General features: G+C 73.9%; 19 protein-coding genes. 9 read left to right on the top strand and 10 right to left on the bottom strand.

All coding sequences use genetic code 11. The features are described 5' to 3' along the window. The first annotated feature begins 7 nt into the window (after positions 1-7). Positions 8-1,327: a DNA polymerase IV gene (locus tag H7344_RS00990; protein ID WP_186344158.1), complete on the top strand. Its 1,320-nt coding sequence runs from the start codon at positions 8-10 to the stop codon at positions 1,325-1,327. Here H7344_RS00990 and H7344_RS00985 read toward each other — a convergent pair. From H7344_RS00985 to H7344_RS00970, 4 genes are read right to left on the bottom strand one after another with little or no spacing between them, the layout of a single operon-like run. Continuing rightward, on the bottom strand, positions 1,284-2,156 hold the full coding sequence (locus H7344_RS00985) for a 5-oxoprolinase subunit C family protein (RefSeq protein WP_186344157.1): 873 nt from the start codon (positions 2,154-2,156) through the stop codon (positions 1,284-1,286). The two genes, H7344_RS00990 and H7344_RS00985, sit on opposite strands and share 44 nt — an antisense overlap. Next, positions 2,153-2,743: a 5-oxoprolinase subunit B family protein gene (locus tag H7344_RS00980; protein WP_186344156.1), complete on the bottom strand. Its 591-nt coding sequence runs from the start codon at positions 2,741-2,743 to the stop codon at positions 2,153-2,155. Before H7344_RS00980 ends, H7344_RS00985 begins: the two co-directional genes overlap by 4 nt. A 3-nt stretch (positions 2,744-2,746) precedes the next feature. Continuing rightward, a complete protein-coding gene (locus H7344_RS00975) occupies positions 2,747-3,259 on the bottom strand; it encodes a hypothetical protein (protein ID WP_186344155.1) in 513 nt (170 codons plus the stop codon). Between the two features lie 18 nt (positions 3,260-3,277). Then, positions 3,278-3,970 carry a 5-oxoprolinase subunit PxpA gene (locus H7344_RS00970; RefSeq protein ID WP_186344154.1) on the bottom strand — a complete coding sequence of 231 codons (693 nt, stop codon included), beginning with the start codon at positions 3,968-3,970 and terminating at the stop codon, positions 3,278-3,280. A 24-nt stretch (positions 3,971-3,994) separates the two neighbouring features. Between H7344_RS00970 and H7344_RS00965 the strand changes: the two genes are divergently transcribed. Both H7344_RS00965 and H7344_RS00960 read left to right on the top strand, forming a co-directional pair. Then, positions 3,995-6,142, top strand: coding sequence for a S9 family peptidase (locus H7344_RS00965; RefSeq protein WP_186344153.1), 2,148 nt, complete (start codon positions 3,995-3,997; stop codon positions 6,140-6,142). Between the two features lie 266 nt (positions 6,143-6,408). Then, entirely contained in the window at positions 6,409-7,365 is a 957-nt protein-coding gene (locus H7344_RS00960; protein ID WP_166196162.1) for a sigma-70 family RNA polymerase sigma factor, read from the top strand. A 35-nt stretch (positions 7,366-7,400) separates the two neighbouring features. On the opposite strand, the gene H7344_RS00955 is transcribed toward H7344_RS00960, so the two are convergent. Together H7344_RS00955 and coaE are read right to left on the bottom strand one after the other, a co-directional pair. Further along, positions 7,401-8,693, bottom strand: coding sequence for a glycoside hydrolase family 3 protein (locus tag H7344_RS00955; protein ID WP_186344152.1), 1,293 nt, complete (start codon positions 8,691-8,693; stop codon positions 7,401-7,403). Further along, positions 8,690-9,283: a dephospho-CoA kinase gene (coaE, locus tag H7344_RS00950; RefSeq protein ID WP_186344151.1), complete on the bottom strand. Its 594-nt coding sequence runs from the start codon at positions 9,281-9,283 to the stop codon at positions 8,690-8,692. Before coaE ends, H7344_RS00955 begins: the two co-directional genes overlap by 4 nt. An 87-nt stretch (positions 9,284-9,370) precedes the next feature. On the opposite strand from coaE, the gene H7344_RS00945 reads away from it, so the two are divergent. Further along, the gene (locus H7344_RS00945) at positions 9,371-10,501 is read left to right on the top strand and encodes a DNA glycosylase AlkZ-like family protein (protein WP_186344150.1); all 1,131 of its coding nucleotides are present in this window, start codon (positions 9,371-9,373) and stop codon (positions 10,499-10,501) included. Positions 10,502-10,525: 24 nt separating this feature from the next. Here H7344_RS00945 and H7344_RS00940 read toward each other — a convergent pair whose 3' ends face one another. Next, complete coding sequence (locus H7344_RS00940) at positions 10,526-11,206, bottom strand: DICT sensory domain-containing protein (protein ID WP_186344149.1); 681 nt, start codon at positions 11,204-11,206, stop codon at positions 10,526-10,528. Between the two features lie 93 nt (positions 11,207-11,299). Between H7344_RS00940 and H7344_RS00935 the strand changes: the two genes are divergently transcribed. Then, entirely contained in the window at positions 11,300-12,547 is a 1,248-nt protein-coding gene (locus tag H7344_RS00935; RefSeq protein WP_186344148.1) for a class I adenylate-forming enzyme family protein, read from the top strand. A gap of 57 nt (positions 12,548-12,604) precedes the next feature. Here the strand turns inward: H7344_RS00935 and H7344_RS00930 are convergent, their stop codons facing one another. Further along, positions 12,605-13,549, bottom strand: coding sequence for a GlxA family transcriptional regulator (locus tag H7344_RS00930; protein WP_186344147.1), 945 nt, complete (start codon positions 13,547-13,549; stop codon positions 12,605-12,607). A gap of 94 nt (positions 13,550-13,643) precedes the next feature. Between H7344_RS00930 and H7344_RS00925 the strand changes: the two genes are divergently transcribed. Beyond that, positions 13,644-13,790 (top strand): hypothetical protein, encoded by a 147-nt coding sequence (locus H7344_RS00925; protein WP_186344146.1) that lies wholly within the window; start codon positions 13,644-13,646, stop codon positions 13,788-13,790. Positions 13,791-13,924: 134 nt separating this feature from the next. On the opposite strand, the gene rpsA is transcribed toward H7344_RS00925, so the two are convergent. Next, positions 13,925-15,427, bottom strand: coding sequence for a 30S ribosomal protein S1 (rpsA, locus tag H7344_RS00920; RefSeq protein WP_186344145.1), 1,503 nt, complete (start codon positions 15,425-15,427; stop codon positions 13,925-13,927). A 420-nt stretch (positions 15,428-15,847) separates the two neighbouring features. Between rpsA and H7344_RS00915 the strand changes: the two genes are divergently transcribed. The 3 genes from H7344_RS00915 to H7344_RS00905 all read left to right on the top strand — a co-directional run bounded on the left by H7344_RS00915 (position 15,848) and on the right by H7344_RS00905 (position 20,617). After that, the gene (locus H7344_RS00915; RefSeq protein WP_186344144.1) at positions 15,848-18,832 is read left to right on the top strand and encodes a hypothetical protein; all 2,985 of its coding nucleotides are present in this window, start codon (positions 15,848-15,850) and stop codon (positions 18,830-18,832) included. A gap of 127 nt (positions 18,833-18,959) precedes the next feature. After that, a complete protein-coding gene (locus H7344_RS00910) occupies positions 18,960-19,709 on the top strand; it encodes an ABC transporter (protein WP_186344143.1) in 750 nt (249 codons plus the stop codon). Continuing rightward, a complete protein-coding gene (locus H7344_RS00905) occupies positions 19,706-20,617 on the top strand; it encodes a class I SAM-dependent methyltransferase (protein ID WP_229706822.1) in 912 nt (303 codons plus the stop codon). Before H7344_RS00910 ends, H7344_RS00905 begins: the two co-directional genes overlap by 4 nt. Before the next feature lie 54 nt (positions 20,618-20,671). Here the strand turns inward: H7344_RS00905 and H7344_RS00900 are convergent, their stop codons facing one another. Further along, positions 20,672-21,568 carry a DUF3068 domain-containing protein gene (locus H7344_RS00900; RefSeq protein ID WP_186344142.1) on the bottom strand — a complete coding sequence of 299 codons (897 nt, stop codon included), beginning with the start codon at positions 21,566-21,568 and terminating at the stop codon, positions 20,672-20,674. Positions 21,569-21,664: the final 96 nt, after the last annotated feature.

Genomic DNA, 21,664 nt, shown 5'->3' with positions numbered 1-21,664 from the left:
GCGCTGAATGCGCACGCAGGCGTCGGTCATGCACCTCGACCTCGATGCGTTCTTCGCCGCGGTCGAGCAGCGGGACAAGCCGTCGCTGCGCGGCAAGCCGGTGGTCGTCGGCGGGGTCGGCGGCCGCGGGGTGGTGGCGACGGCGTCGTACGAGGCCCGCGTCCACGGCGTCCGGTCGGCCATGTCGACGCGTGAGGCGCGGTCCCGCTGCCCGCACGCGGCGTTCCTCAGCGGGCGCTTCCACGCCTACCGCGAGGCCTCGCACGCGGTGATGTCGCTGCTGCGCTCGGTCTCGCCGCTGGTGGAGCCGCTGTCGCTGGACGAGGCGTTCGTCGACCTCCAGCGCGCCGGGCTGCCGGACCTGGAGGTCGCGACCGTGACCGCCTTCGCCGAGGAGCTGCGCGGGCGCGTCACCGAGGTGACCCGGGGCCTCACCGCGTCGGTCGGGCTCGGCACCAGCAAGTTCATCGCCAAGGTCGCCAGCGACCTGGACAAGCCGGACGGCCTCGTAGTCGTCGCGCCCGGCACCGAGCAGGCGCTGCTGCGCCCGATGAGCGTCACCGTCATCCCCGGCGTCGGGCCGGCCACCACCGAGCGGCTCCGGCGCGCCGGCATCCACACCGTCGCCGAGCTCGAGGCGGTGAGCCTCGACGAGCTCGTGCGGCTGGTGGGCAGGGCGCACGGCACCGGCCTGTGGTCGCTCGCGCGCGCCCAGGACGACCGGCCGGTCGTGGCCGAGCGGGAGGCGAAGTCGGTCAGCGTCGAGGGCACCTACGACACCGACCTCACCGACCGCCGACTGATGGAGGGGTTGCTCACCCGGCAGGCCGGCGAGGTGGCCGCACGGCTGCGCAAGCACGGGATGTCGGGGCGGACGATCACGATCAAGGTGCGCCTGCACGACTTCACCACGCTCAGTCGGTCCAGCACGCTCGTCTCCCCCACCGACAGCGCGGCCACCGTCGCGCGCACGGCGCGTGCCCTGCTGGCCGACCTCGACACCTCGGGCGGCGTGCGTCTGCTCGGCGTCGGCGTCTCCGGGCTGGCCGACTGGGTGCAGGAGGACCTCTTCGGCGAGACCGAGGAGGACGAGGAGGAGCTGCCCGCGGTCGAGGTGCCCCACCACTCCCGGCGCACCTGGTCGCCCGGCATGGACGTCGTGCACGCCGAGATGGGTCGCGGCTGGGTCTGGGGCTCGGGCCGGGGCGTCGTCACGGTCCGCTTCGAGACCGCCGAGACGCCGGCCGGGCCGGTGCGGTCCTACGCCGAGGACGACCCGGCACTCACCGCGTGGGTGCCGCCCCCGCTGCCGGACGAGCAGGACTGAACCGGACCTCGTCCCCCGGCCGCAGCTGGGCGCAGATCCACAGGTCGGCCGGGTCGACCACCGCGACGACCGGGTAGCCCCCGGTCACCGGGTGGTCGGCCAGGAACACCACCGGCTGCCCGCTCGGCGGCACCTGCACCGCACCCAGCACCATCCCCTCGCTGGCCAGCTCGCCGGTGCGCACCCGCTCCAGCGGCGGGCCGGCCAGCCGGAGGCCGACCCGGTTCGACGCCTCCTCCACGGTGTACGCCGCGTGGCACATCGCCGCGATCGGGTCGCCCGCGAACCAGTCCGCGCGCGGGCCGGGGTGCAGCCGCAACGTCCTCGGACGGCCCGGCCGCGGGGTGTCGAGCGGCGCGGGCGGCCCGGCGGGCTCCCCCACCGGCAGCACGGCGCCGGCCTGGACGCGGGGCGGGCCGACCCAGGCGAGCGTGTCGGTCGAGCGGGAGCCGAGCACCGGCTCGACCGCGATGCCGCCCGCGACCGCGACGTAGGAGCGGACCCCGCGCCACGGCGTACCCACCTCGAGCAGGGCGCCGGCCCGCAGCCGCTCGGGGCGGGCGTGGCCGCGGGGGAGGTCGTCGACGGTCACCGGTCCCTCGGCGCCGGTGACCGCGACCCAGCAGTCCCGGTCGGTGCGGACCGCGAGGCCGCCGAGGCTCACCTCGAGCACCGCCGCGTCGGCCGGGTTGCCGACGAGCCGGTTGGCCAGGTCGGCCGCGGGTGCGTCCAGCGCCCCGGCGCGCGGCACGCCGAGGGAGGCCCAGCCGGGTCGGCCCCGGTCCTGGACGGTCGTGAGGTGGCCGGCGGCCAGCACCTGGAGGCTCATGCCGGCACGAACCGCACGCGGGTGCCGGGCGGGAGCAGCGCGGGCGGCTCGCGCCGGGGGTCCCAGAGGCCCACGTCGGTGCGGCCGATGATGCGCCACCCGCCGGGCGAGGACGTCGGGTAGACGCCGCACCAGGTGCCGGCGAGGGCCACCGAGCCCGCGGGCACGCGCGGTCGCGGCGAGTCGAGGCGCGGGACCGCCAGCTCGTCGGGCAGGCCGGCGAGGTAGGCGAAGCCGGGCGCGAAGCCGCAGAAGGCGGAGACGAAGGTCAGCGAGGCGTGCCGCTCGACCACCTCGGCGGTGGTGACGCCCCAGGCCTCGGCGACCGCGTCGAGGTCCTCGCCGTCGTAGGTGACAGGCACTTCGACCAGGTCGCCGTCCGGCGGTTCGGCGCTCGGCACCCAGTCCCGCAGGGCGGCGAGCACCGTGGTGCGGTCGGCGCCGTCGAGGAGCACCGTCTCCGCCGCCGGGACCACGTCGACGACGGGCAGCCCCTGCTCGCGGACCCACGCCGCCAGCGCGAGCGCCTCCGCCGGCCCGGCCACCTCGACGAGGAGGGCCGACGGGCCGACGGGTCGCGTGCGCACGGGTCAGAACTCGTAGCGGACGTTGCCCTGGAGGTCCTGCACGGTGACGGTCGCCTCGCGGGTCTGCCCGCCGAGCGAGAGCCCGCAGGTGAAGCTGGTGTCGGGGTCCTCGACGCGCACGGCGTCAGCGCCGCAGTCCACCTCGACGCCGCTCACGCCCTGGCCCTCGAGCTCGGCCTGGAGGGCGTCGACGACCGCCTGGACGGAGATGATCGCGCGGGCGGGGCTGATCTCGTAGCGCGCGGTCTCGTCCTCCAGCGCGGTCACCGTCACGTCGTAGGGCGCCTCGACGCCGTCGATGAGCACGGTGCAGCCGATGACCTCGTCGACCTCGAGCGGGACGTCCTCCTCGCAGGAGCCCTCGACGACCTCCAGGTCGGGGGTCACCTCCTCCTGCTCGGCGACCACCTTCGCGGCCAGCTCGCCGGCGTCGTAGGTGGGCTCGGTGCTGCAGGCCGCCACCGCGGCGAGCGCGACCAGCGTGAGGGTCGCGCTCGCGGCGCGGGTGAGGGTCATGCGCGCCATCCAAGCAGGTCAGAGCGGGGCAAGGGTCCAGCCCGCGCCGGTGAGGGCGGCGCGGACGGCGCGCGCGTGGGCGACCGCGCCGGGGGTGTCGCCGTGCAGGCACAGCGAGTCGACCTGCGGGGCCAGGCGCAGCGCGGCCGCGGCGATCGCGTCGGCGTCCTCCAGCACGGCGCCGGGCTCGCCGCGCGGCAGCAGGCGGCCGTCGGCGGCGTACCCCCGGTCGGGGAAGCCCTCGTGCCGCACCGCCCGCCCCGCCTCGGCCGCCAGGTCGAGGAACCGGCCCGGCATCCCGAGCACGGGCAGGTCGCCCGAGCCGGCGAGGACGGCGGCCGCCTGCTCCTCGTCGTCGATGACGCGGTGGTAGAGCGCGCCGTGCGGCTTGACGTAACGGACGGCGGTGCCGGCCGCCGCCGCGATCGACGAGAGCGTGCCGACCTGGTCGGCGACCTGCTCGCGGAGCACGTCGGCGGGCACGTCGCGGGCGACGCGGCCGAAGTTCTCCCGGTCGTCGTAGGAGACCTGCGCCCCCACCGCCACCCCGCGCTCGGCGGCCTCGTCGCACACCGCGCGCATGATCGCCACGGTGCCCGCGTGGTAGCCGCACGCGACGTTCGCGCTCGTCACCACCGCGAGCAGGGCGGCGTCGTCGGTGACCTCCTCCCCGAGGTCGGCGTTGAGGTCGACGGCCGTCCGGGTGTCCACGGGCCCGACGCTAGCGTTGCCGGCATGCAACCCCCCGCCGTCCCACCCGTCGCCGACCGCCGTCCGACCAGCCGCGAGATCCACGGGCACACCCGCGTCGACGACTACGAGTGGCTGCGGGAGAAGGACTCCCCCGAGGTCGTCGCCCACCTCGAGGCCGAGAACGCCCACACCCAGGAGCGCACCGCCCACCTGGCCGACCTGCGGCAGTCGATCTTCGAGGAGATCAAGGCCCGCACCCGCGAGACCGACCTGTCGGTCCCGACGCGCAACCGGGGCCACTGGTACTACGGGCGCACCTTCGCCGGCAAGGAGTACGGCGCCACCTGCCGCGTCCCCGTGAGCGACCCCGACGACTGGACGCCCCCGACGCCCGCGGAGGACTGCGCCCCCGACGAGCCGGCGCTCCCCGGCGAGCAGGTGCTGCTCGACCTCGACGCGCTCGCCGAGGGCCACGAGTTCTTCTCCCTCGGCGGCTCGGCGATCAGCCCGGACGGCAACCTGCTGGCGTACTCCACCGACACCGTCGGCGACGAGCGCTACACCGTCCGCGTCAAGGACCTGACCACCGGCGGGTTGCTCGACGACGAGATCACCGGCGTCATCGGCGGCGCCACCTGGGACCGGGCCGGCGAGCACCTCTTCTACACGACCGTCGACGACTCCTGGCGGGCCGACAAGATCTGGCGCCACCGCCTCGGCACCGCCCAAGCCGACGACGAGCTGGTCCACCACGAGACCGACGGCCGCTTCTGGGTCGGCGTCGGCCGCACCCGCACCGACCGGTTCATCGTGGTCGCGGCCGGCTCCAAGGTCACCTCGGAGTACCGCTACCTCGACGCCGACCACCCCGAGCTCGGCCTCCAGGTCTTCGCGGAGCGGCTCGAGGGCGTGGAGTACTCCCTGGACCACGCCGTCATCGGCGGCGAGGACCGGTTCCTGGTGCTGCACAACGCGAGCGGCCCGGACTTCGAGATCGGCACCGCCCCGATCGCGCCGACCCCCATCGCCGACCTCGACCCGCTGGTCCCCCACGACCCCGAGGTCCGGCTCGAGGACGTCGACGCGTTCGCGGGCCATCTCGTCGTCCACCAGCGCAGCAACGGCCTCACCCAGCTGCGGATCATCGAGCTCGGCGCCGACGGTCCCGGCGACGACTACCTGGTCGAGTTCGACAAGCCGCTCTACACGGTCGGCTCCGGCGGCAACCCCGGCTTCTTCCAGCCGACGGTGCGCATCGGGTGGACCACCATGGCCGTGCCGTCCTCGGTCTACGACTACGACGTGCGCACCCGCGAGCTCACCCTGCTCAAGCAGGCGCCGGTGCTCGGCGGCTACGACCCCGCCGACTACCAGGAGCACCGGCTGTGGGCGACCGCCGAGGACGGCGAGCGGATCCCGATCTCCATCGTGTGCCGCCGCGACGCCCGCGAGGACGAGACGATGGGCAGCGCGCCCCTCCCGACGCTGCTCTACGGCTACGGCGCCTACGAGGCCTCGATGGACCCCTACTTCTCCGTCGCCCGGCTCTCGCTGCTCGACCGCGGCGCGGCGTTCGCGATCGCCCACGTGCGCGGCGGCGGCGAGATGGGCCGGCGCTGGTACGACGACGGCAAGCTGATGCGCAAGCAGAACTCCTTCTCCGACTTCGTCGCCTGCGCCCGCCACCTCGTCGACACCGGCTGGACGACGCCCGGGACGCTCGTCGCCGAGGGCGCCAGCGCCGGCGGGCTGCTCATGGGCGCGGTCGCCAACCAGGCGCCGGAGATGTTCGCCGGGATCGTCGCGGGCGTGCCGTTCGTCGACGCGCTCACCACGATGCTGGACGCCACGCTGCCGCTGACCGTGACCGAGTACGACGAGTGGGGCAACCCCGAGGAGGACCCGGCCGTCTACGAGTACATGGCGTCGTACGCGCCGTACGACAACGTCGCCGCGCGCCCCTACCCGCCGATCCTCGCCGAGACCTCGCTCAACGACACCCGGGTGCTCTACGTCGAGCCGGCCAAGTGGGTGGCGCGCATCCGGGCGACCAACCCCGAGGCCGACGTCCTGCTGCGCACGGAGATGTCGGCCGGGCACGGCGGCGTCTCGGGCCGCTACAAGGCCTGGCACGACCGCGCGTTCAGCCTCGCGTGGATGCTCGACCGGATGGGTCTCGCCGACTGCTGACCGCCTGCGTCGGCCACGCTCCGACAGGCGGCCATCCGGGTCGCCCGTCGGCGCCGAACACCTCTCGAGAGGACGGCGTCCTGAGAAGTGGCTGAGAGTCCGGAATCCGCGCAACTCCAGCCGTTTCCCACTCGTCGTCCACGGTGAAGGCACTCGCGACAACCGGGGTCCGGACCAGGGTTTGGTCTGGGAATCGCCGGGACACCGGGTGCGTTGTAGACGGCGTGAGGACCTTGCCAGGTGCTCACAGTGAGGAGGGGCATCGCATGGCCACACGCACCGCACAGTCCGGGGCTCGCGAGATCGAGGGGCGCGACAGCGTCGGTCTCTACCTGGACGAGATCGCCCGCAACGCCCTGCTCGACGCCGCCGCCGAGGTGGAGCTGTCGAAGACGATCGAGGCCGGCCTGTTCGCCGAGCACCTGCTCGCCGAGGGCCGGATCGGGCGCCGCAAGGGCGGGGCGCCGATGTCGGCCAACCAGGAGGAGCTCGAGTGGCTCGCCGAGGAGGGTCGCAAGGCCGTCGACCAGTTCATCACCGCCAACCTCCGTCTCGTCGTCTCCATCGCGCGCAAGTACGGCCGGGCCCAGATGCCCATGCTCGACCTGATCCAGGAGGGCAACACCGGGCTGATCCGCGCCGTCGAGAAGTTCGACTACACCAAGGGCTACAAGTTTTCCACGTACGCCACCTGGTGGGTGCGCCAGGCGATCACGCGTGGCATCGCCCAGCAGGCCCGCGTCGTCCGGCTGCCCGTCCACGTCGTCGAGGAGCTCAACCAGGTCGGCGGCGCCCGCCGCACCCTGGAGCGCCAGCTCGGCCGCGAGCCCGAGCCGCAGGAGATCGCCGCGGAGCTCGGCATGGACCTCGACCGGGTCCTCGACCTGATGTCGTGGGGCCGCGAGCACGTCAGCCTCGACTCCCCCGTCGACGAGGACGGCGACACCTCGCTCGGTGACCTGATGGCGCAGGAGACCGCGCCCGGCCCGGACCTGACCGTGCTGGACACCGAGTCCCGCGACCGGCTCAACAGCCTGGTCGGCCACCTCGACGACCGCGCCGCCGACATCATCCGCTCGCGTTACGGCCTCACCGACGGCCGCCAGCACAAGCTGGCCGACATCGGCGCCAAGCACGGCATCTCCGCCGAGCGGGTCCGCCAGCTCGAGCGGGAGGCGCTGCAGAAGCTGCGCCGGATCGCCGACCCGGACCTCGCCGCCTGATCGGGTCCGCCTGATCGGGTCCGGCGGAGCGCCGGTCAGTACATCGCGTCGAGCTCGCGGGAGGCCTCTCCCGCGAGCTCGCTCGCATTTCCGGGCACCTCGACCTCGCCCGCGACCCGCTCCTGCCACACCTGGAGCGCGACGACCCTGGCGGCGGCCTCCTCGGCGCGCTCGCGGGTCACCTCACCGGACTCGATCGCCGCGGTCACGACCGCGTGGGTGTTGCGGGTGTCCGGCGGCATCAGCAGCAGGTCGGCGCCGGCGTTGAGCGCGGTGACCGCAGGCTTCTCCCGGCCCATGACCGCGCCCATGCCGAGCGAGTCGGTGATGGTGACGCCCTCGAAGCCGACGGCGTCCCGCAGGAAGTCGTAGACCGGCGCGGACAGGCTCGACGGGACGCCCGGGTCGATCGCCTCGACGTCGAGGTGGCCGAGCATCACTGCCGGTGCTCCCGCCTCGACCGCCGCCGCGAACGGCGGCAGGTCGGTCGCCGTCAGCTCCTCGAGCGTCCGGCCGAGGACCGGCAGGGACTCGTGGCTGTCGGCGGTCACCGAGCCGTGACCCGGGAAGTGCTTGGTCGTCGACACGACGCCCGCCGCGTTGTAGCCCTCGACGGCCGCGCGGACGGCGACCGCCGCGAGCTCGGGGTCCGTCGACGGCGAGCGGGTGCCGATCGTCGGGTCGGCGGCACCCACGGTCACGTCCGCCACCGGGGCGAAGACCCAGGTGAAGCCGAGCTCGCGGAGCTCCAGCCCGGTGGTCTCGGCCGCACGGCGTACGACCTCGCGGCCGGCGGGTCCCTGCGCGACGGCCGGCCCGGCGTGGGCGAAGGACGGGAACTCCGTCGCGATCCCGCGCAGGTGGCTGACCACGCCGCCCTCCTGGTCGACCCCGAGCAGGGCCGGGAAGTCACGCCCGTCCGCGGCGACCGCCTCGCTGATCGCGGCGTTGAGCGCGCGGACCTGCTCGGCGTCGACGACGTTGCCCGCCGTGACGCACAGGCCCGACAGGTGGAGCTCGCGGACCATCGCGGCCGCTCCGTCCGGGTCGGCGCCCTGGAACCGGCCGACGATGACCTGGCCGGCCAGCTGCGCGGCGTCCCACCCGGCGACGAGCGCCCGGGCCTGCTCGAGCTCGCCGGCGGTCGGCCCCCAGCCGGTCGGCGCGTCCGGGTCGGCCGCGGCCGAGGCAGAGGTGCTGGCCGACGACGGCGCGTCCGGACTCGTCGCGGGTCCCTGGCCCTGGGGGCCGGGGTCGGCGAAGCAGCCGGTCAGCGTGAGGACGGCCGCCGCCGCGAGCGCGGGCAGCGCCGTCGTACGACGCCTCACGCGACCGGCCCCGTGAGGTCGGCGTGGACCTCCAGCACGCGGCGGCGGAGGTCCTCCAACGTGCCGGTGTTGTCGATGACGTGCGTGGCGATCGCCAGCCGCTGCTCGCGGCTCGCCTGCGCCCGCACCCGCGCCTCGGCGTCCTCGCGGGTCATCCCGCGCTGGGTGAGCATCCGCTCGACCTGCGTCTCGACCGGCACGTCCACCACGACCACCGCGTCGAAGGTCGACGCCCGCCCGGACTCGGCGAGCAGCGGGATGTCGTGGACGACGAGGTCCTCGGGCGTCGCCGACGCCTCGAGCTCGACGATCCGCTCGAAGACCAGCGGGTGCACGATCGCCTCGAGCTCCTTGCGCCGCGCCTCGTCGGCGAAGACGATCGCGCCTAGCGCCGGCCGGTCGAGCTCGCCGTCGGCGGTCAGCACGTCCGGCCCGAACGTCTCGACGACCCGCTGCAGCCCGGGCGTGCCCGGCTCGACCACCTCGCGGGCGAGCGCGTCACCGTCGATCAGGATCGCGCCCAGCTCCACCAGGATCGCCGACACCGTGCTCTTGCCGGAGGCGATCCCGCCGGTGAGTCCCACGCGCATGGGCGTCAACGTACGTCACCGGGCCGGCCCGTCCCGAACCGGCCGGAGCCCTGGTCACGGCCGCCGAGCGGGACCACCATGCCCCCCATGACGACCAGCGATGCGACCGCCTCACCCGACCTCACGGTCACGAGGAGCCAGGCCCTCGGCTGGCGGCTCGAGCGGCACGGGCTCGACCCGGTCGGCGCCGAGCCCGTGCCCGAGGTCGTGCGCCGCCTCGGCGCGGTCCTGGGGATCGACGACACCCTCGCCGAGCTCGCGGTGCGTACCCGGTCCGCGGTGTCCCGCCCCGGCGACCTGCAGCAGGCTCTGGCCGACGGGACGGTGGTCAAGGCGTTCGCGTTCCGCGGTGCGGTGCACTACCTGTCGCCCGAGGACGGCGGTGCCTACCTCGCGCTGCGCGCGGCGGGCCGGCAGTGGGAGCTGCCGAGCTGGGTCGAGCACTACGGACTCCGGCCTGCGGACTGGCCGGACTTCCGGGCCGCCGTGCGGGAGGCGCTGACCGGCGGGCCGCTCACGATCCTCGAGCTCGGCGAGGTGCTGACCACCCAGCGCGCCTACCGACACCTGCGTCAGGTCTTCGCCGAGGGCGCCCACACCCTCGTCAAGCCGTTGAGCTGGCAGGGCGACCTCAGCCTCGGCGCTCAGCGCGAGGGGCGGCTCACCCTCCAGTCCCTCGCGGGAAACCCACGCTGGCAGGGGATCCCCGACCTCGACGAGGCCGGACCGGCGGCCGTCCGCGCCTACCTCCGCACCTACGGCCCCGCGACGCACGACCACGTCCACTACTGGCTCGGTGAGGGCCTCAGCGCCGGTCGCAAGCGGCTCGCCGGGTGGCTCGGCGGGCTGCGCGACGAGCTGGCCACGGTCGACGTCGCGGGCACCACGGCCTACGTCCTGGCCGAGGACGCCGACTCGCTCGCCGCGGCGCAGCCGTCCGACGCCGTACGACTGTTGCCCGGGCACGACCAGTGGGTGATGGGACCGGGCACGAAGGACACCTCCGTCACCCCGCTCGGCGTGCGCGAGGCCGTGACCCGCAAGGCCGGCCTCGTGGTCGTCGGCGGCGTCGTCCGCGGGACCTGGACGCGGAAGGACCCCGAGGTCGACGTCGCCTGGTTCGACGGCGGGCCGACACCGCCCGAGCGGGCCCTCGAGCAGGAGGCCGTCCGGCTCGGCTCGCTGCTCGGCCGCGACCTGCACTGGTCACGCGCCTGAGCGCCCCCGGCGCGGTGGACGGGCTCAGGTGGGCCACGGGTGGCGCAGCGCGGCCCCCTCGCCCGGGGCACCGCCGAGGTAGGCGAGCACCCGGGTCGCCACCTGCCACGTCGTGCGCACGTTCGCCCGGGCGACCGGCTCGGCCGCCAGCTCGTGCACCAGCCGGTCGGCCCCGGGGGTGCCGGCCTGCTGGGCCAGCCGGGCGCAGGTGCGGGCCGCCACCCGGGTGGGTTCGGGCTCCACGCTCCACACCAGGTCGAAGATCCGGTCGCCGTCGTCGTCGAGCTCCAGGCCCGGGATCTCCCAAGCCGAGAGCACGCAGGCGAAGGCGTCGTCGTCGCACACGACCACCCACTCCTCGCGCAGCGGCGCGGCGTGATCGATCGTGACCAGCTCGACGCCGTCGGTGGCGACCGTCCGGCCACCGGGGTCCGCGAAGACCACACAGGCGCGGGCCACCTCCGCGAGCTGCTCCCAGCGCGAGAGGGCGGGGGCCAGGAACCGGTCGGTCTGGAACCCTCCGAACAGCACCGGCTCTCGCACGCGGCCGGCGATCTCCTGCTCCAGGGCGTGCGAGACCGCCGACAGCGCCCGCTTGCGCACGCGCACCGACCCGAGCACGGGGAAGGCCCGCCGCACCGCGATGTAGACCGAGTCCGGGTCGCCGGCCCGCCCCTGGTCGCTCACGGTGTCCTCAGCCGTCACGACGGCCTCCTCGCGCTCTCGACGCCTGCGCCCCAGGTTGCCACGGCGGCGGCGCCAGGTGAACCCTCCAGCCGCGATGACTACGCTGCCGCGGTGACCATCCCAGCCGGCCGCGACCTCCGACGCGGCGACCGGGTCGCCCTCCTGGTCGCGGGCTCGACGACGTACCTCGATGCCGTGGTCTCGCTGCTGGCGCGCGGGGTGTTCCCGATCCCTCTCGACCCGCGGCTGACCAACCACGAGCGCCGGCGCATCCTCGCCGGGCTCGAGCCGACGCTGGTCGTCGAGGACGAGGAGACCCTGGCCGGGCTGGTCGACCCGGACGCGCGGCGCGGGCTGCCGCTGGGGCGACCGATGCACGTGACCAGCGGGACGACCGGCACCCCCAAGGGCGTCTACAGCGGGCTGCTCGACGAGGACTCCGCGCGGGCGCTGGTCGCGGAGGAGCGGGACCTGTGGGGGTTCGCCGCAGACGACACCAACCTCGTGCTCAGCCCGCTCTACCACTCCGCTCCCCTGCGCTTCGCGATGGGGACGGCGCTCGCGAGCGGTCGCGTGGTGGTGCCCGGGCCGTTCGACCCCGAGCGGATCACCGAGGCGATCGTCACCGAGCGGCCGACGACCATGTTCTGCGTGCCGACCCACCTCCAGCGGCTCTTCGCGCACTGGGACGAGCACGGGTGGCCGGACCTGTCGTGCTTCCGGCTCGTCGCCCACGCGGGTGCGCCGTGCCCGGAGAAGGTCAAGCGCCGCCTGGTCGAGGCGTTCCCGGCCGGGTCCACCTGGGAGTTCTACGGCTCGACCGAGGGACAGTTCACCGTCTGCTCCAGCGAGGAGTGGCTGGAGCGGCCCGGCACCGTCGGTCGCGCGCGCCCCGGCCGACGGCTGCGGGTCGCCGAGGACGGCACGATCTGGTGCGCCGTGCCGGAGTTCGCGCGGTTCACCTACTACGGGGCGCCAGGAAAGACCGCGGCCGCCTGGGACGGGGAGGAGTTCACCGTCGGCGACCTCGGCTGGCTCGACGAGGACGGCTACCTCCACCTCGAAGGCCGCCGCGAGGACCTGGTCATCAGCGGCGGCGTCAACGTCTACCCGCTCGAGGTCGAGCAGGTGCTGCGCGAGCACCCCGGCGTCGAGGACGTCGCGGTGTACGGCGTCCCCGACGAGCAGTGGGGCCAGCGGGTCTGCGCGGCGGTCGTCGGCACGGCCGCCGAGACCGACCTGGCGGCGTACGTCCGCGAGCGGCTGGCCCCGCCGAAGCGACCCAAGACCTGGTCGTTCCTCGACGACCTGCCCCGCACGCTGACCGGCAAGGTGCTGCGCGACCAGCTGCCCCGCTGAGTCGTCGCTGGGTCGTCGCTGGGTCGTCGCCGAGCCCTCGCCGTGCCGCGCCCGCGCTCAGCAGGCGAACTGGCGCCGGTACTGCTGCGGGCTGACCCCGCGGACGCGGCTGAAGTGGTGGCGCAGGGTCGCGGCGTTGCCGAAGCCGACCTCGGTCGCGATCCACTCGACCGGCTTGTCGGACCGCTCGAGGAGCTGCTCCGCGCGGAGCACCCGCTGGCGGGTCACCCAGGCGTGCGGCGTGGCACCGGTCTCCGCCCGGAAGCGGCGCGCGAAGGTCCGCGGTGACATCAGCGCCCGCCGCGCGAGCGTCTCGACGTCGAGGTCCTCGCCGAGGTGCTCGACGATCCAGGTGAGCAGGGGGCCGAGGGTCTCGGCGTCGCAGTCCGGCACGGCGTGGGCGATGAACTGCGCCTGCCCGCCGTCGCGGTGCGGGGGCACGACCATCCGCCGCGCGGTCGTCGCGGCGGTCGCCGCGCCGAACGTCTCGCGCAGCAGGTGCAGCGCGGCGTCGAGCCCGGCGGCCGACCCCGCACCCGTGACCACCGGGCCGTCGTGGACGTAGAGCACGTCGGCGTCGACCTTCGCCTCGGGGTAGCGCTCGGCGAGGGCGTCGACGTGGCGCCAGTGCGTGGTGCACCGGCGGCCGTCGAGCAGGCCCGCCTCGCCCAGCACGAACGCGGCGGTGCAGTGGGCGAAGATCGTCGCGCCCCGGTCGTACGCCGCCCGCACCACCGCCGCGACCTCCGGTGACGGATCGAGGTAGTCGCGCTTGGGGCACACGCAGACCAGGTCGGCCTCGGCGACCACGTCCAGCCCGTGCTCGACGTGCAGGTCGAAACCGGACGCGCCGCGCACCCGGCCGGGTCGTGGCGTGGCGACCTTGAAGTCGAAGACCGGGTTGTCGTCGTCGGGGTGGTAGGGCTCGGCCCACACCTCGCACATCGAGCCGAGGCCGAAGGGCTCCGCGCCGTCCTGGACGACCACCACCACATTGCGCACGTCCCGATCATGCCGCAGCACATGGCAGGAAATCAACGCACCCTGTCATCCCTGCCACTCGTGGCAGGATCACAACCGAAGCAGCATTCCTGCCATGACCTTCCTGATCCTGCTCCTACTCGTCGCGACCGCCCTGGCCGTCGAGACCGTCCGCCGCACCTCCCACGACGGCCCCGGGCCGTCCCGTCCGCCGTCCTCACACGTCGACGACCCGCAGTTCCGCTCCCCCGCCCGGGGATGACCGCGACGTCGCTGCCGCCGACGGACGCCCGACAGAACCGCCCAGCAACGCCGAAGGCCCGGCCACCGTGAGGTGGCCGGGCCTTCGTGCGTGGTGCGGGTGCGTTCCCCGCGGTTCAGCTGATCAGGAGGTGATCACTGACCGCCGGTGAGCTTCTCGCGGAGCGCCTGCAGCGCCTCGTCCGAGGCGAGCGAGCCGCCGCCGCCGCCACCGCCCTCGGTGCTGGCGGCCTCGTCGGTGCCACCGCTGGAGTACGAGGTGGCCTCGCCGGCCTCGACCTCGGCCTTGGCGGCCTCCTGCTGCTGCTTGACGTGGGCCTCCCAGCGGGCGTGCGCCTTGGCGTACTGCTCCTCCCAGGTCGCGCGCTGCTCGTCGTAGCCCTCGAGCCACTCGCCGGTCTCCGGGTCGAAGCCCTCGGGGTAGACGTAGTTGCCCTGCTCGTCGTAGGTCGCCGTCATGCCGTACAGCGTCGGGTCGAACTCCTCGACGTCGGCAGCCGTGGCGGTCTCGTTGGCCTGCTTGAGCGACAGCGAGATCCGGCGACGCTCGAGGTCGATGTCGATGATCTTGACCATGACGTCGTCGTTGACCTGGACGACCTGCTCGGGGATCTCCACGTGGCGCTCGGCCAGCTCGGAGATGTGCACCAGGCCCTCGATGCCCTCCTCGACGCGGACGAACGAGCCGAAGGGCACCAGCTTGGTGACCTTGCCCGGCACGATCTGGCCGATCTGGTGGGTGCGGGCGAAGTGCTGCCACGGGTCCTCCTGCGTCGCCTTCAGCGACAGGGAGACACGCTCGCGGTCCATGTCCACGTCGAGGACCTCGACGGTGACCTCGTCGCCCACGGCGACGACCTCGGACGGGTGGTCGATGTGCTTCCAGGACAGCTCGGAGACGTGGACGAGACCGTCGACGCCGCCGAGGTCCACGAACGCACCGAAGTTGACGATCGAGGAGACGACACCCTTGCGGATCTGACCCTTCTGGAGCTGGGTCAGGAAGCCGTGGCGGACCTCGGACTGGGTCTGCTCGAGCCAGGCGCGGCGCGACAGGACCACGTTGTTGCGGTTCTTGTCGAGCTCGATGATCTTGGCCTCGAGGGTCTGGCCGACGTAGGGCTGCAGGTCGCGGACGCGACGCATCTCCACCAGCGAGGCCGGCAGGAAGCCGCGCAGGCCGATGTCGAGGATCAGGCCGCCCTTGACGACCTCGATGACGGTGCCCTCGACGACGCCGTCCTCCTCCTTGACCTGCTCGATGGTGCCCCAGGCGCGCTCGTACTGGGCGCGCTTCTTGGACAGGATCAGGCGGCCTTCCTTGTCCTCCTTCTGGAGGACCAGGGCCTCGACCTCGTCGCCGACCTCGACGACCTCGGAGGGGTCGACGTCGTGCTTGATCGACAGCTCGCGCGAGGGGATGACGCCCTCGGTCTTGTAGCCGATGTCGAGCAGGACCTCGTCGCGGTCCACCTTGACGATGGTGCCGGCGACGATGTCACCGTCGTTGAAGTACTTGATGGTCGCGTCGATCGCGGCGAGGAAGTCCTCTTCGGACCCGATGTCGTTGACCGCCACCTGGGGCGCGTCACCAGCGATATCGAAGTTGGCCGGAAGAGAGGAGAGGGTGCTCGTCATGTAGAGACAGATCCTTGGATGGGCAGAAGTCGTGCGGGCGCGCGCAGGAGGTCGTTTTCACTACCGGTGGTGTCGTGCCCGGGAGCCGCGGAGCGACAGGTGGGGCTGATAGCGAGCGAGGGTCCACTCCGTCCGGGACGCAGGCAGACCTCTGGCGCGACAGCCAGCGTACGCCGCCGCGCTGAGCGGAGCCAACTCCGCCCGACGTCCGGCGCATAGCGGGCACCCCGCCGGGTACGACCCCCCACGAGCGACGTGCTGCCCCGCCCCGCACGCATCCCCTGCCTGCGACGCCGGTCCGCCCCTCGCCCGGTGCTCCCTCGTCCGCCGCCCGGCCTGCCCGGTCTCCCCGGCCCGCCCCGGCACGGCGACTCCTGCGCGGGCGCACGATCCCCGACCCCGCCACCAGGAGACACCCCCATGCTCAAGCGACCCCTCGGGGCCGCCGTCGGACTCTCGACAGCGGCCCTCTCCCTCTCGATCGTCACCGCACCCGCCGCCACGGCCGCTCCCCTCCCCGTCCCGGCCGGCGTCACCTCGGAGGTGACCGCCGAGGTCCTGCACGCCCGCGCCCTGGACTTGGGCGGCATCCTCACGGCTGCCGAGGTGGGCCTCGGCCCCGTCCGCGGCACGGTCGGGACCGGCACCCCCCGCGTCTCCGCGCGAGCAGCGAACCTCGATGCTGCGCTGCTCGGCCAGCAGCTCCCGGGGCTGCTCGCCGAGGCACAGCAGACGGCACCGCCGGACAACCCCGCCCCGCGCACCGCGCGCATCGTGCCTACCAGCTCGCTGCCGGGCGTGCTGACGCTCGGCGTCTCCGAGGCCACCGCGCAGGCGCGGCTCGGCACCGGCGGCGAGTGCCTGCCGGGCGTCCCCGACGTCTCGCGGTCCACGGTCACCACGGCGCAGGCCGCGGTGCTGAACGTCCCGGGGCTCGGCGCCCTCGTCGAGCTCCCAGGCACCGTCAGCGCGACCCAGTCCACCCGGTTCCAGCCGAACGGCAGGCCGAACGGCGGGCGGAACGTCGTCGCCGAGGCGGCCGGCTCAGCAGTCGACCTCCGCCTGCTCGGCGGCAACCTCGTCGTCCGGGTCGCGAGCGCGCCCGTGCTGACGGCGACGGCGACGGGCGACCGCGCCACGGCCCGGGTCAGCTACGAACGCCCGGTCGTCACCGTCGGCGCCGCCGGCCAGACGGCTCAGCCGCTCGCGCCCGGCGTACCGTTCCGCCTGCCCGTGCCGGGCAACCCTCTGCTGCGTCTCGAGCTGTCCCTGGGGCAGCAGACCGAGCAGATCTCGGCCGACGGCTCCGTCGAAGCCGACGCGACCCTGCTCAACCTCGAGCTCGAGCTGCTGCCGATCCTCGGTGAGGGCATCACCGTGGCGGACGTCGACCTCTATCCCATGCACGTCGAGGCCACCGCTCCGGCGGGCGGCTTCGTGTGCGGCACCGAGGTCGGCGCCGAGGACACGGACAAGGACGGCCTGACCGACGCCGAGGAGAACAGCGGGAGCAAGAACCCCTTCCCCGCGCCCGGCGACCCCGACGGCAAGACCGACCCCACCAAGCCCGACACCGACGGTGACGGCCTGACCGACGGTCGGGAGGTGCAGATCGGCACCGACCCCAACGACGTCGACACGGACAACGACGGCCTGACCGACGGCCAGGAGGTCAACACCCACCGCACCGACCCGCTGCGAGGTGACACCGACGGCGACGGGCTGGGCGACGGCCGCGAGGTCAACACCACGAGGACCGACCCGAGGGATCTCGACACCGACGACGGCGGCGTCGATGACGGGACCGAGGTGACCCGCGGGACCGACCCGAACAACCGCGCCGACGACAACCCGACGACCGACACCGACCGCGACGGCCTCACCGACGCCCAGGAGGCCTCGGGCTCCGCGAACGGGCTCTACGGCAACCGGCCGACCAACCCGGCCGTCGCCGACACCGACGGGGACGGGCTGGGCGACGGTCGCGAGGTGCAGCTCGGCACCGACCCGAACGACGCCGACACCGACAACGACGGCCTCACCGACGGCCAGGAGGTCGACACCCACCGCACCGACCCGCGCGACGTCGACACCGACAACGGCGGCGTCAGCGACGGCCAGGAGGTCGTCAACGGCACCAACCCGCGCGACGTGCCGTCCGACGACCTGAGCACCACTCCCCCGGTCGGCACGACCGACCGCGACGGCGACGGGCTGACTGATGCCCAGGAGCTCAACGGCTCGGCCAACGGCGCCTTCGGCGGGCGGCGGACCGATCCCAACGACGCCGACACCGACAACGACGGCCTCGGCGACGGCCAGGAGACCAGCGGCTCGGCCAACGTGCGGTTCAACGGCCAGCCGACCGACCCGAACGACGCCGACACCGACGACGGTGGGGTCATCGACGGCGTGGAGGTCCGCAACGGCACCAACCCCCGCGACCCGAGCGACGACATCGCCCGGGTCGACAGCGACGGGGACGGTCTCAGCGACGGCGAGGAGACATCGGGCTCCGAGAACGACGCCTTCGGCAACGAGCCGACCGACCCCCGCGACGCGGACTCCGACGACGACGGCGTGAGCGACGGGGACGAGACCGACGCCCGCACCGACCCGAACAGCGCCGACACCGACGACGACGGGCTCACCGACGGCCAGGAGGCGGACGCGGGCACCGACCCGAAGGACGCCGACACCGACGACGGCGGCATCGAGGACGGCGCCGAGGTCGACGCAGGCACCGACCCGCTCGACCCGGCCGACGACGCCCCGGTCACCGGCACCGACCCCGACGGTGACGGGCTGGACAACGACGAGGAGGCCGCAGCCGGCACCGACCCGCTCGACCCGGACAGCGACGGCGACGGGCTGCGCGACGGCGCCGAGGTGAACACCCACGACACGGACCCGCTCGACCCCGACACCGACGGCGACGGCCTGCGCGACGGTCGCGAGGCGAACGGCACCCGGACCGACCCGTTGGACAAGGACACGGACAACGACGGCCTCAACGACGGGCGCGAGGTCAAGCAGACCAAGACCAAGCCCCGCCAGAAGGACACCGACAAGGACGGTCTCAACGACGGGCGCGAGGTCAAGCGGCTCAAGACCGACCCGCGGAGGAGGGACACCGACCGGGACGGTCTGACCGACAAGCAGGAGGTCACCGGCTCGGCCAACAAGCGCTACGGCCGGTGCTCGACCAACCCGAAGCGGGCCGACACCGACCGCGACGGCCTCAAGGACGGGGCGGAGGTGCGCAAGCACAAGACCAACCCGTGCGACCGCGACACCGACGACGGTGGCCAGAACGACGGCAAGGAGGTCCGTGCGGGCAGCGACCCGCTCGACCCGGGCTCCTGGCCGAAGAACCCCCGCCAGCCCGCTCGCAGGAGCGGCTGACCGGGACCCGACCGCACCTTGGCGGGGCGGGGGCGGGCGCGGACCTCACGGTCCGCGCCCGCTTCGCCTTGCTGACGACGTCCTTCTGACGACGTCCCGTCCGCGTCCCGCCGATAGATTTCCTCGCATGCCCCTCCTGCCCACCCTCCTCGGCGCCGCGACGCTGCCGGTCCGCCTGGCGACCGCGGCCACGCAGACGACCCTCCAGCTCGGCCGCCTGGCCTCGCCCGACGGGCCCGTGCGGCGGCCCGGTGGCTACGCCGACCTGCTGCTGCGGGTCGTCGGCGAGCAGGGGTACGCCGAGCAGCTCACCCGCCTGCTCATGGACGAGGACGGCCCGTTCCGGCTCGCCGGCGCCCTCGCGGACCTCGTCGCCCCGGACCGTCCTTTGGGGCGGCTCCTGCAGCGCGACGGCGTCCTCGACCGGCTGCTCGCCGAGGACGGGCCCCTGGTGCGGCTGCTCGCCGACGGCGGCGCCCTCGAGCGGCTGCTCGCCGACGGCGGGCCGCTCGACCAGCTCGCCGCCCGCGAAGGCGTGCTCGACCGGCTCGTGGCGGCCGGCGGGGCGCTGGACCGGCTGACCGCCGAGGGCGGCGTGCTCGACCGCGTGCTCGCGCCGGGCGGGCTGGCCGACCGGGTGCTGACCGAGGACGGCTTCGTGGAGAAGCTGGTCGCCGAGGGCGGCACGCTCGACCAGCTCGTCGCCCTCGGCGAGACGCTGGAGTCGATCCAGCCGCGGCTGCAGGAGCTGGCCGCACTCATCCCCTCGCTCGCGGACTCAGCCGACTCCCTCGGCCGGGCCGTCGGCCCGCTCGGCGAGCTGGCCGGCCGGCTGCCGCTCAACCGCCGCCGCGCGCTCGGCGCAGGGCCGGCGTGAGCGGCCCGAGCGGCCCGAGCAGCCCGAGCAGCCCGAGCGGCACCGACGCCCGGCCCGACAACCGCGGCGGCGACCCGGGCGCCCCGGACTCCCGCCACCACCCGCCGTTGCCGCCGGTGCGGGTCGAGCGGCGGGCGGTCGACGAGGCGGAGTCCCGACGGGCCAACGGACCGGACTGGGACCGCTACGCCGACGAGTACCAGGCGACGCACGGCGAGTTCCTCGGCGACGTCGGCTTCGTGTGGGGGCCGGAGGGGTTCACCGAGGCGGAGGCGGGCGTGCTGGGCGCGGTCGCCGGGCGCGACGTGCTCGAGGTCGGCTCAGGCGCCGGGCAGTGCTCGCGCTGGGTGCGCGCCCAGGGCGGCCGGGCCGTCGGGCTCGACCTCTCGATGCGCCAGCTCCAGCACTCGCGCCGCATCGACGACCAGACCGGGGTGGTCGTGCCGTCGGTCCGCGCGACCGCCACGGCGCTGCCGTTCCGCGACGCGTCGTTCGACGTCGTCTTCTCCTCGTTCGGCGCGCTGCAGTTCATCAGTGACCTGGAGGTCGCGGTCGCCGAGACCGCCCGCGTGCTGCGGCCGGGCGGCCGCTACGCCTTCTCCATCACCCACCCGACGCGGTGGATGTTCGCCGACGACCCCGGCGAGGCCGGCCTGGTGGCGAGCCAGTCCTACTGGGACCGCACGCCGTACGTCGAGGTGGACGACGCGACCGGCGAGGTGTCGTACGTCGAGCACCACCGCACCCTGGGCGACTGGATCGCGGTGCTGGCCGGCGCGGGCTTCGTGCTGACCGACCTGCTCGAGCCGGAGTGGCCGGCCGGGCACGACCGCGTCTGGGGCGGCTGGTCGCGGGTCCGGGGACGTCTCACCCCGGGGACCGCGATCTTCGGCGCCAGACGCGCCTGAGCCGGCCGGGCCGAGGCCCGACCGGCTCAGGGGCTGGACGCGTCGTGGCTCAGGTCAGGCGGGCATCGCCGCGGCGCGCGGGCTCGCCGCGTGCCGGGGCCGGCCGACGAGCAGCAGGAGCGCGCCGAGGACCAGCGCGACCGCACCGCCGATGAAGCCGATCCGCGGGACGGTCTCGGTGATCAACGTGAGGTTCGCGGCGTTGTCCTTGGCCTCGCTGATGCTGGTGGCCAGCTGGTCGTCGGTAAAGGCGACGTTGAGGTCGAGGACCTGCGTGCCGTCCTCGAGGTAGCGCTGCTGGGACTGCTCCTGGTTGACGACCGCGCCGGTCAGGGGCTCGACGTAGATGTCGACGGCCTGGCTGTAGGTGCCGGGCGTGCCCTCGGCGACCTCGATCGCCTCGTCGACGACGCTGGAGGCGAAGTGGTAGACGGTCAGCCCGTCCATCTCGGTCTCCTCGAGGAACTCCATGGGGACGGTGCGCCCCAGGGTGCCGTCCCAGTAGGGATAGTCCTTCTTCTCGGTGTCGAAGGGAAACTTGTTGACGATGCCCTCGTACGGCGTGGAGCCGGCGGGCAGGTTCTCGTGGTCGCGACCGAGGGCCGAGACGCGGTCGGTGGCGAAGGTGCCGACCGTCGCGGAGACCAGCCGCTCGTCCTCGCCGTCGACGCAGGCCGGGGCCGCGCCGTCGGAGTTCTCGACCACGCACGAGGTGTTGACCCAGATCGTCGTGTCGTCGGTCGAGGCCTCGCTGTCGGCCTTGGTGATGCTGGTGACGTTGACCGGGAAGGTCTCCCCCAGCTTCGTCGCCGTGCCGTCCAGGCGCGTGGTCTGGTCGACGTCGACCGGCGTCTTCTTCACCACCCCCGGCGCCCACGTCGTGGTGAGCAGCCCCGCCACCACCAGGAAACCGCCGATGGCGATCAGTACGCGTCCAGCAATCTTTCGCACCGCATTCCCTCCCCAGGAAAGTCGTCGACCGCGAACGTAACGCGCATCACAGTGCGCGTGCACCGTTTCGTCGAAAACCCGCCGTACTTCGTCCGG

It is taken from the genome of Nocardioides deserti (genome assembly GCF_014266025.1).
Classification (GTDB): domain Bacteria; phylum Actinomycetota; class Actinomycetes; order Propionibacteriales; family Nocardioidaceae; genus Nocardioides; species Nocardioides deserti.
Note: the sequence above shows the minus strand (reverse complement) of the source record. Positions and strands in the feature narration are given on the sequence as shown.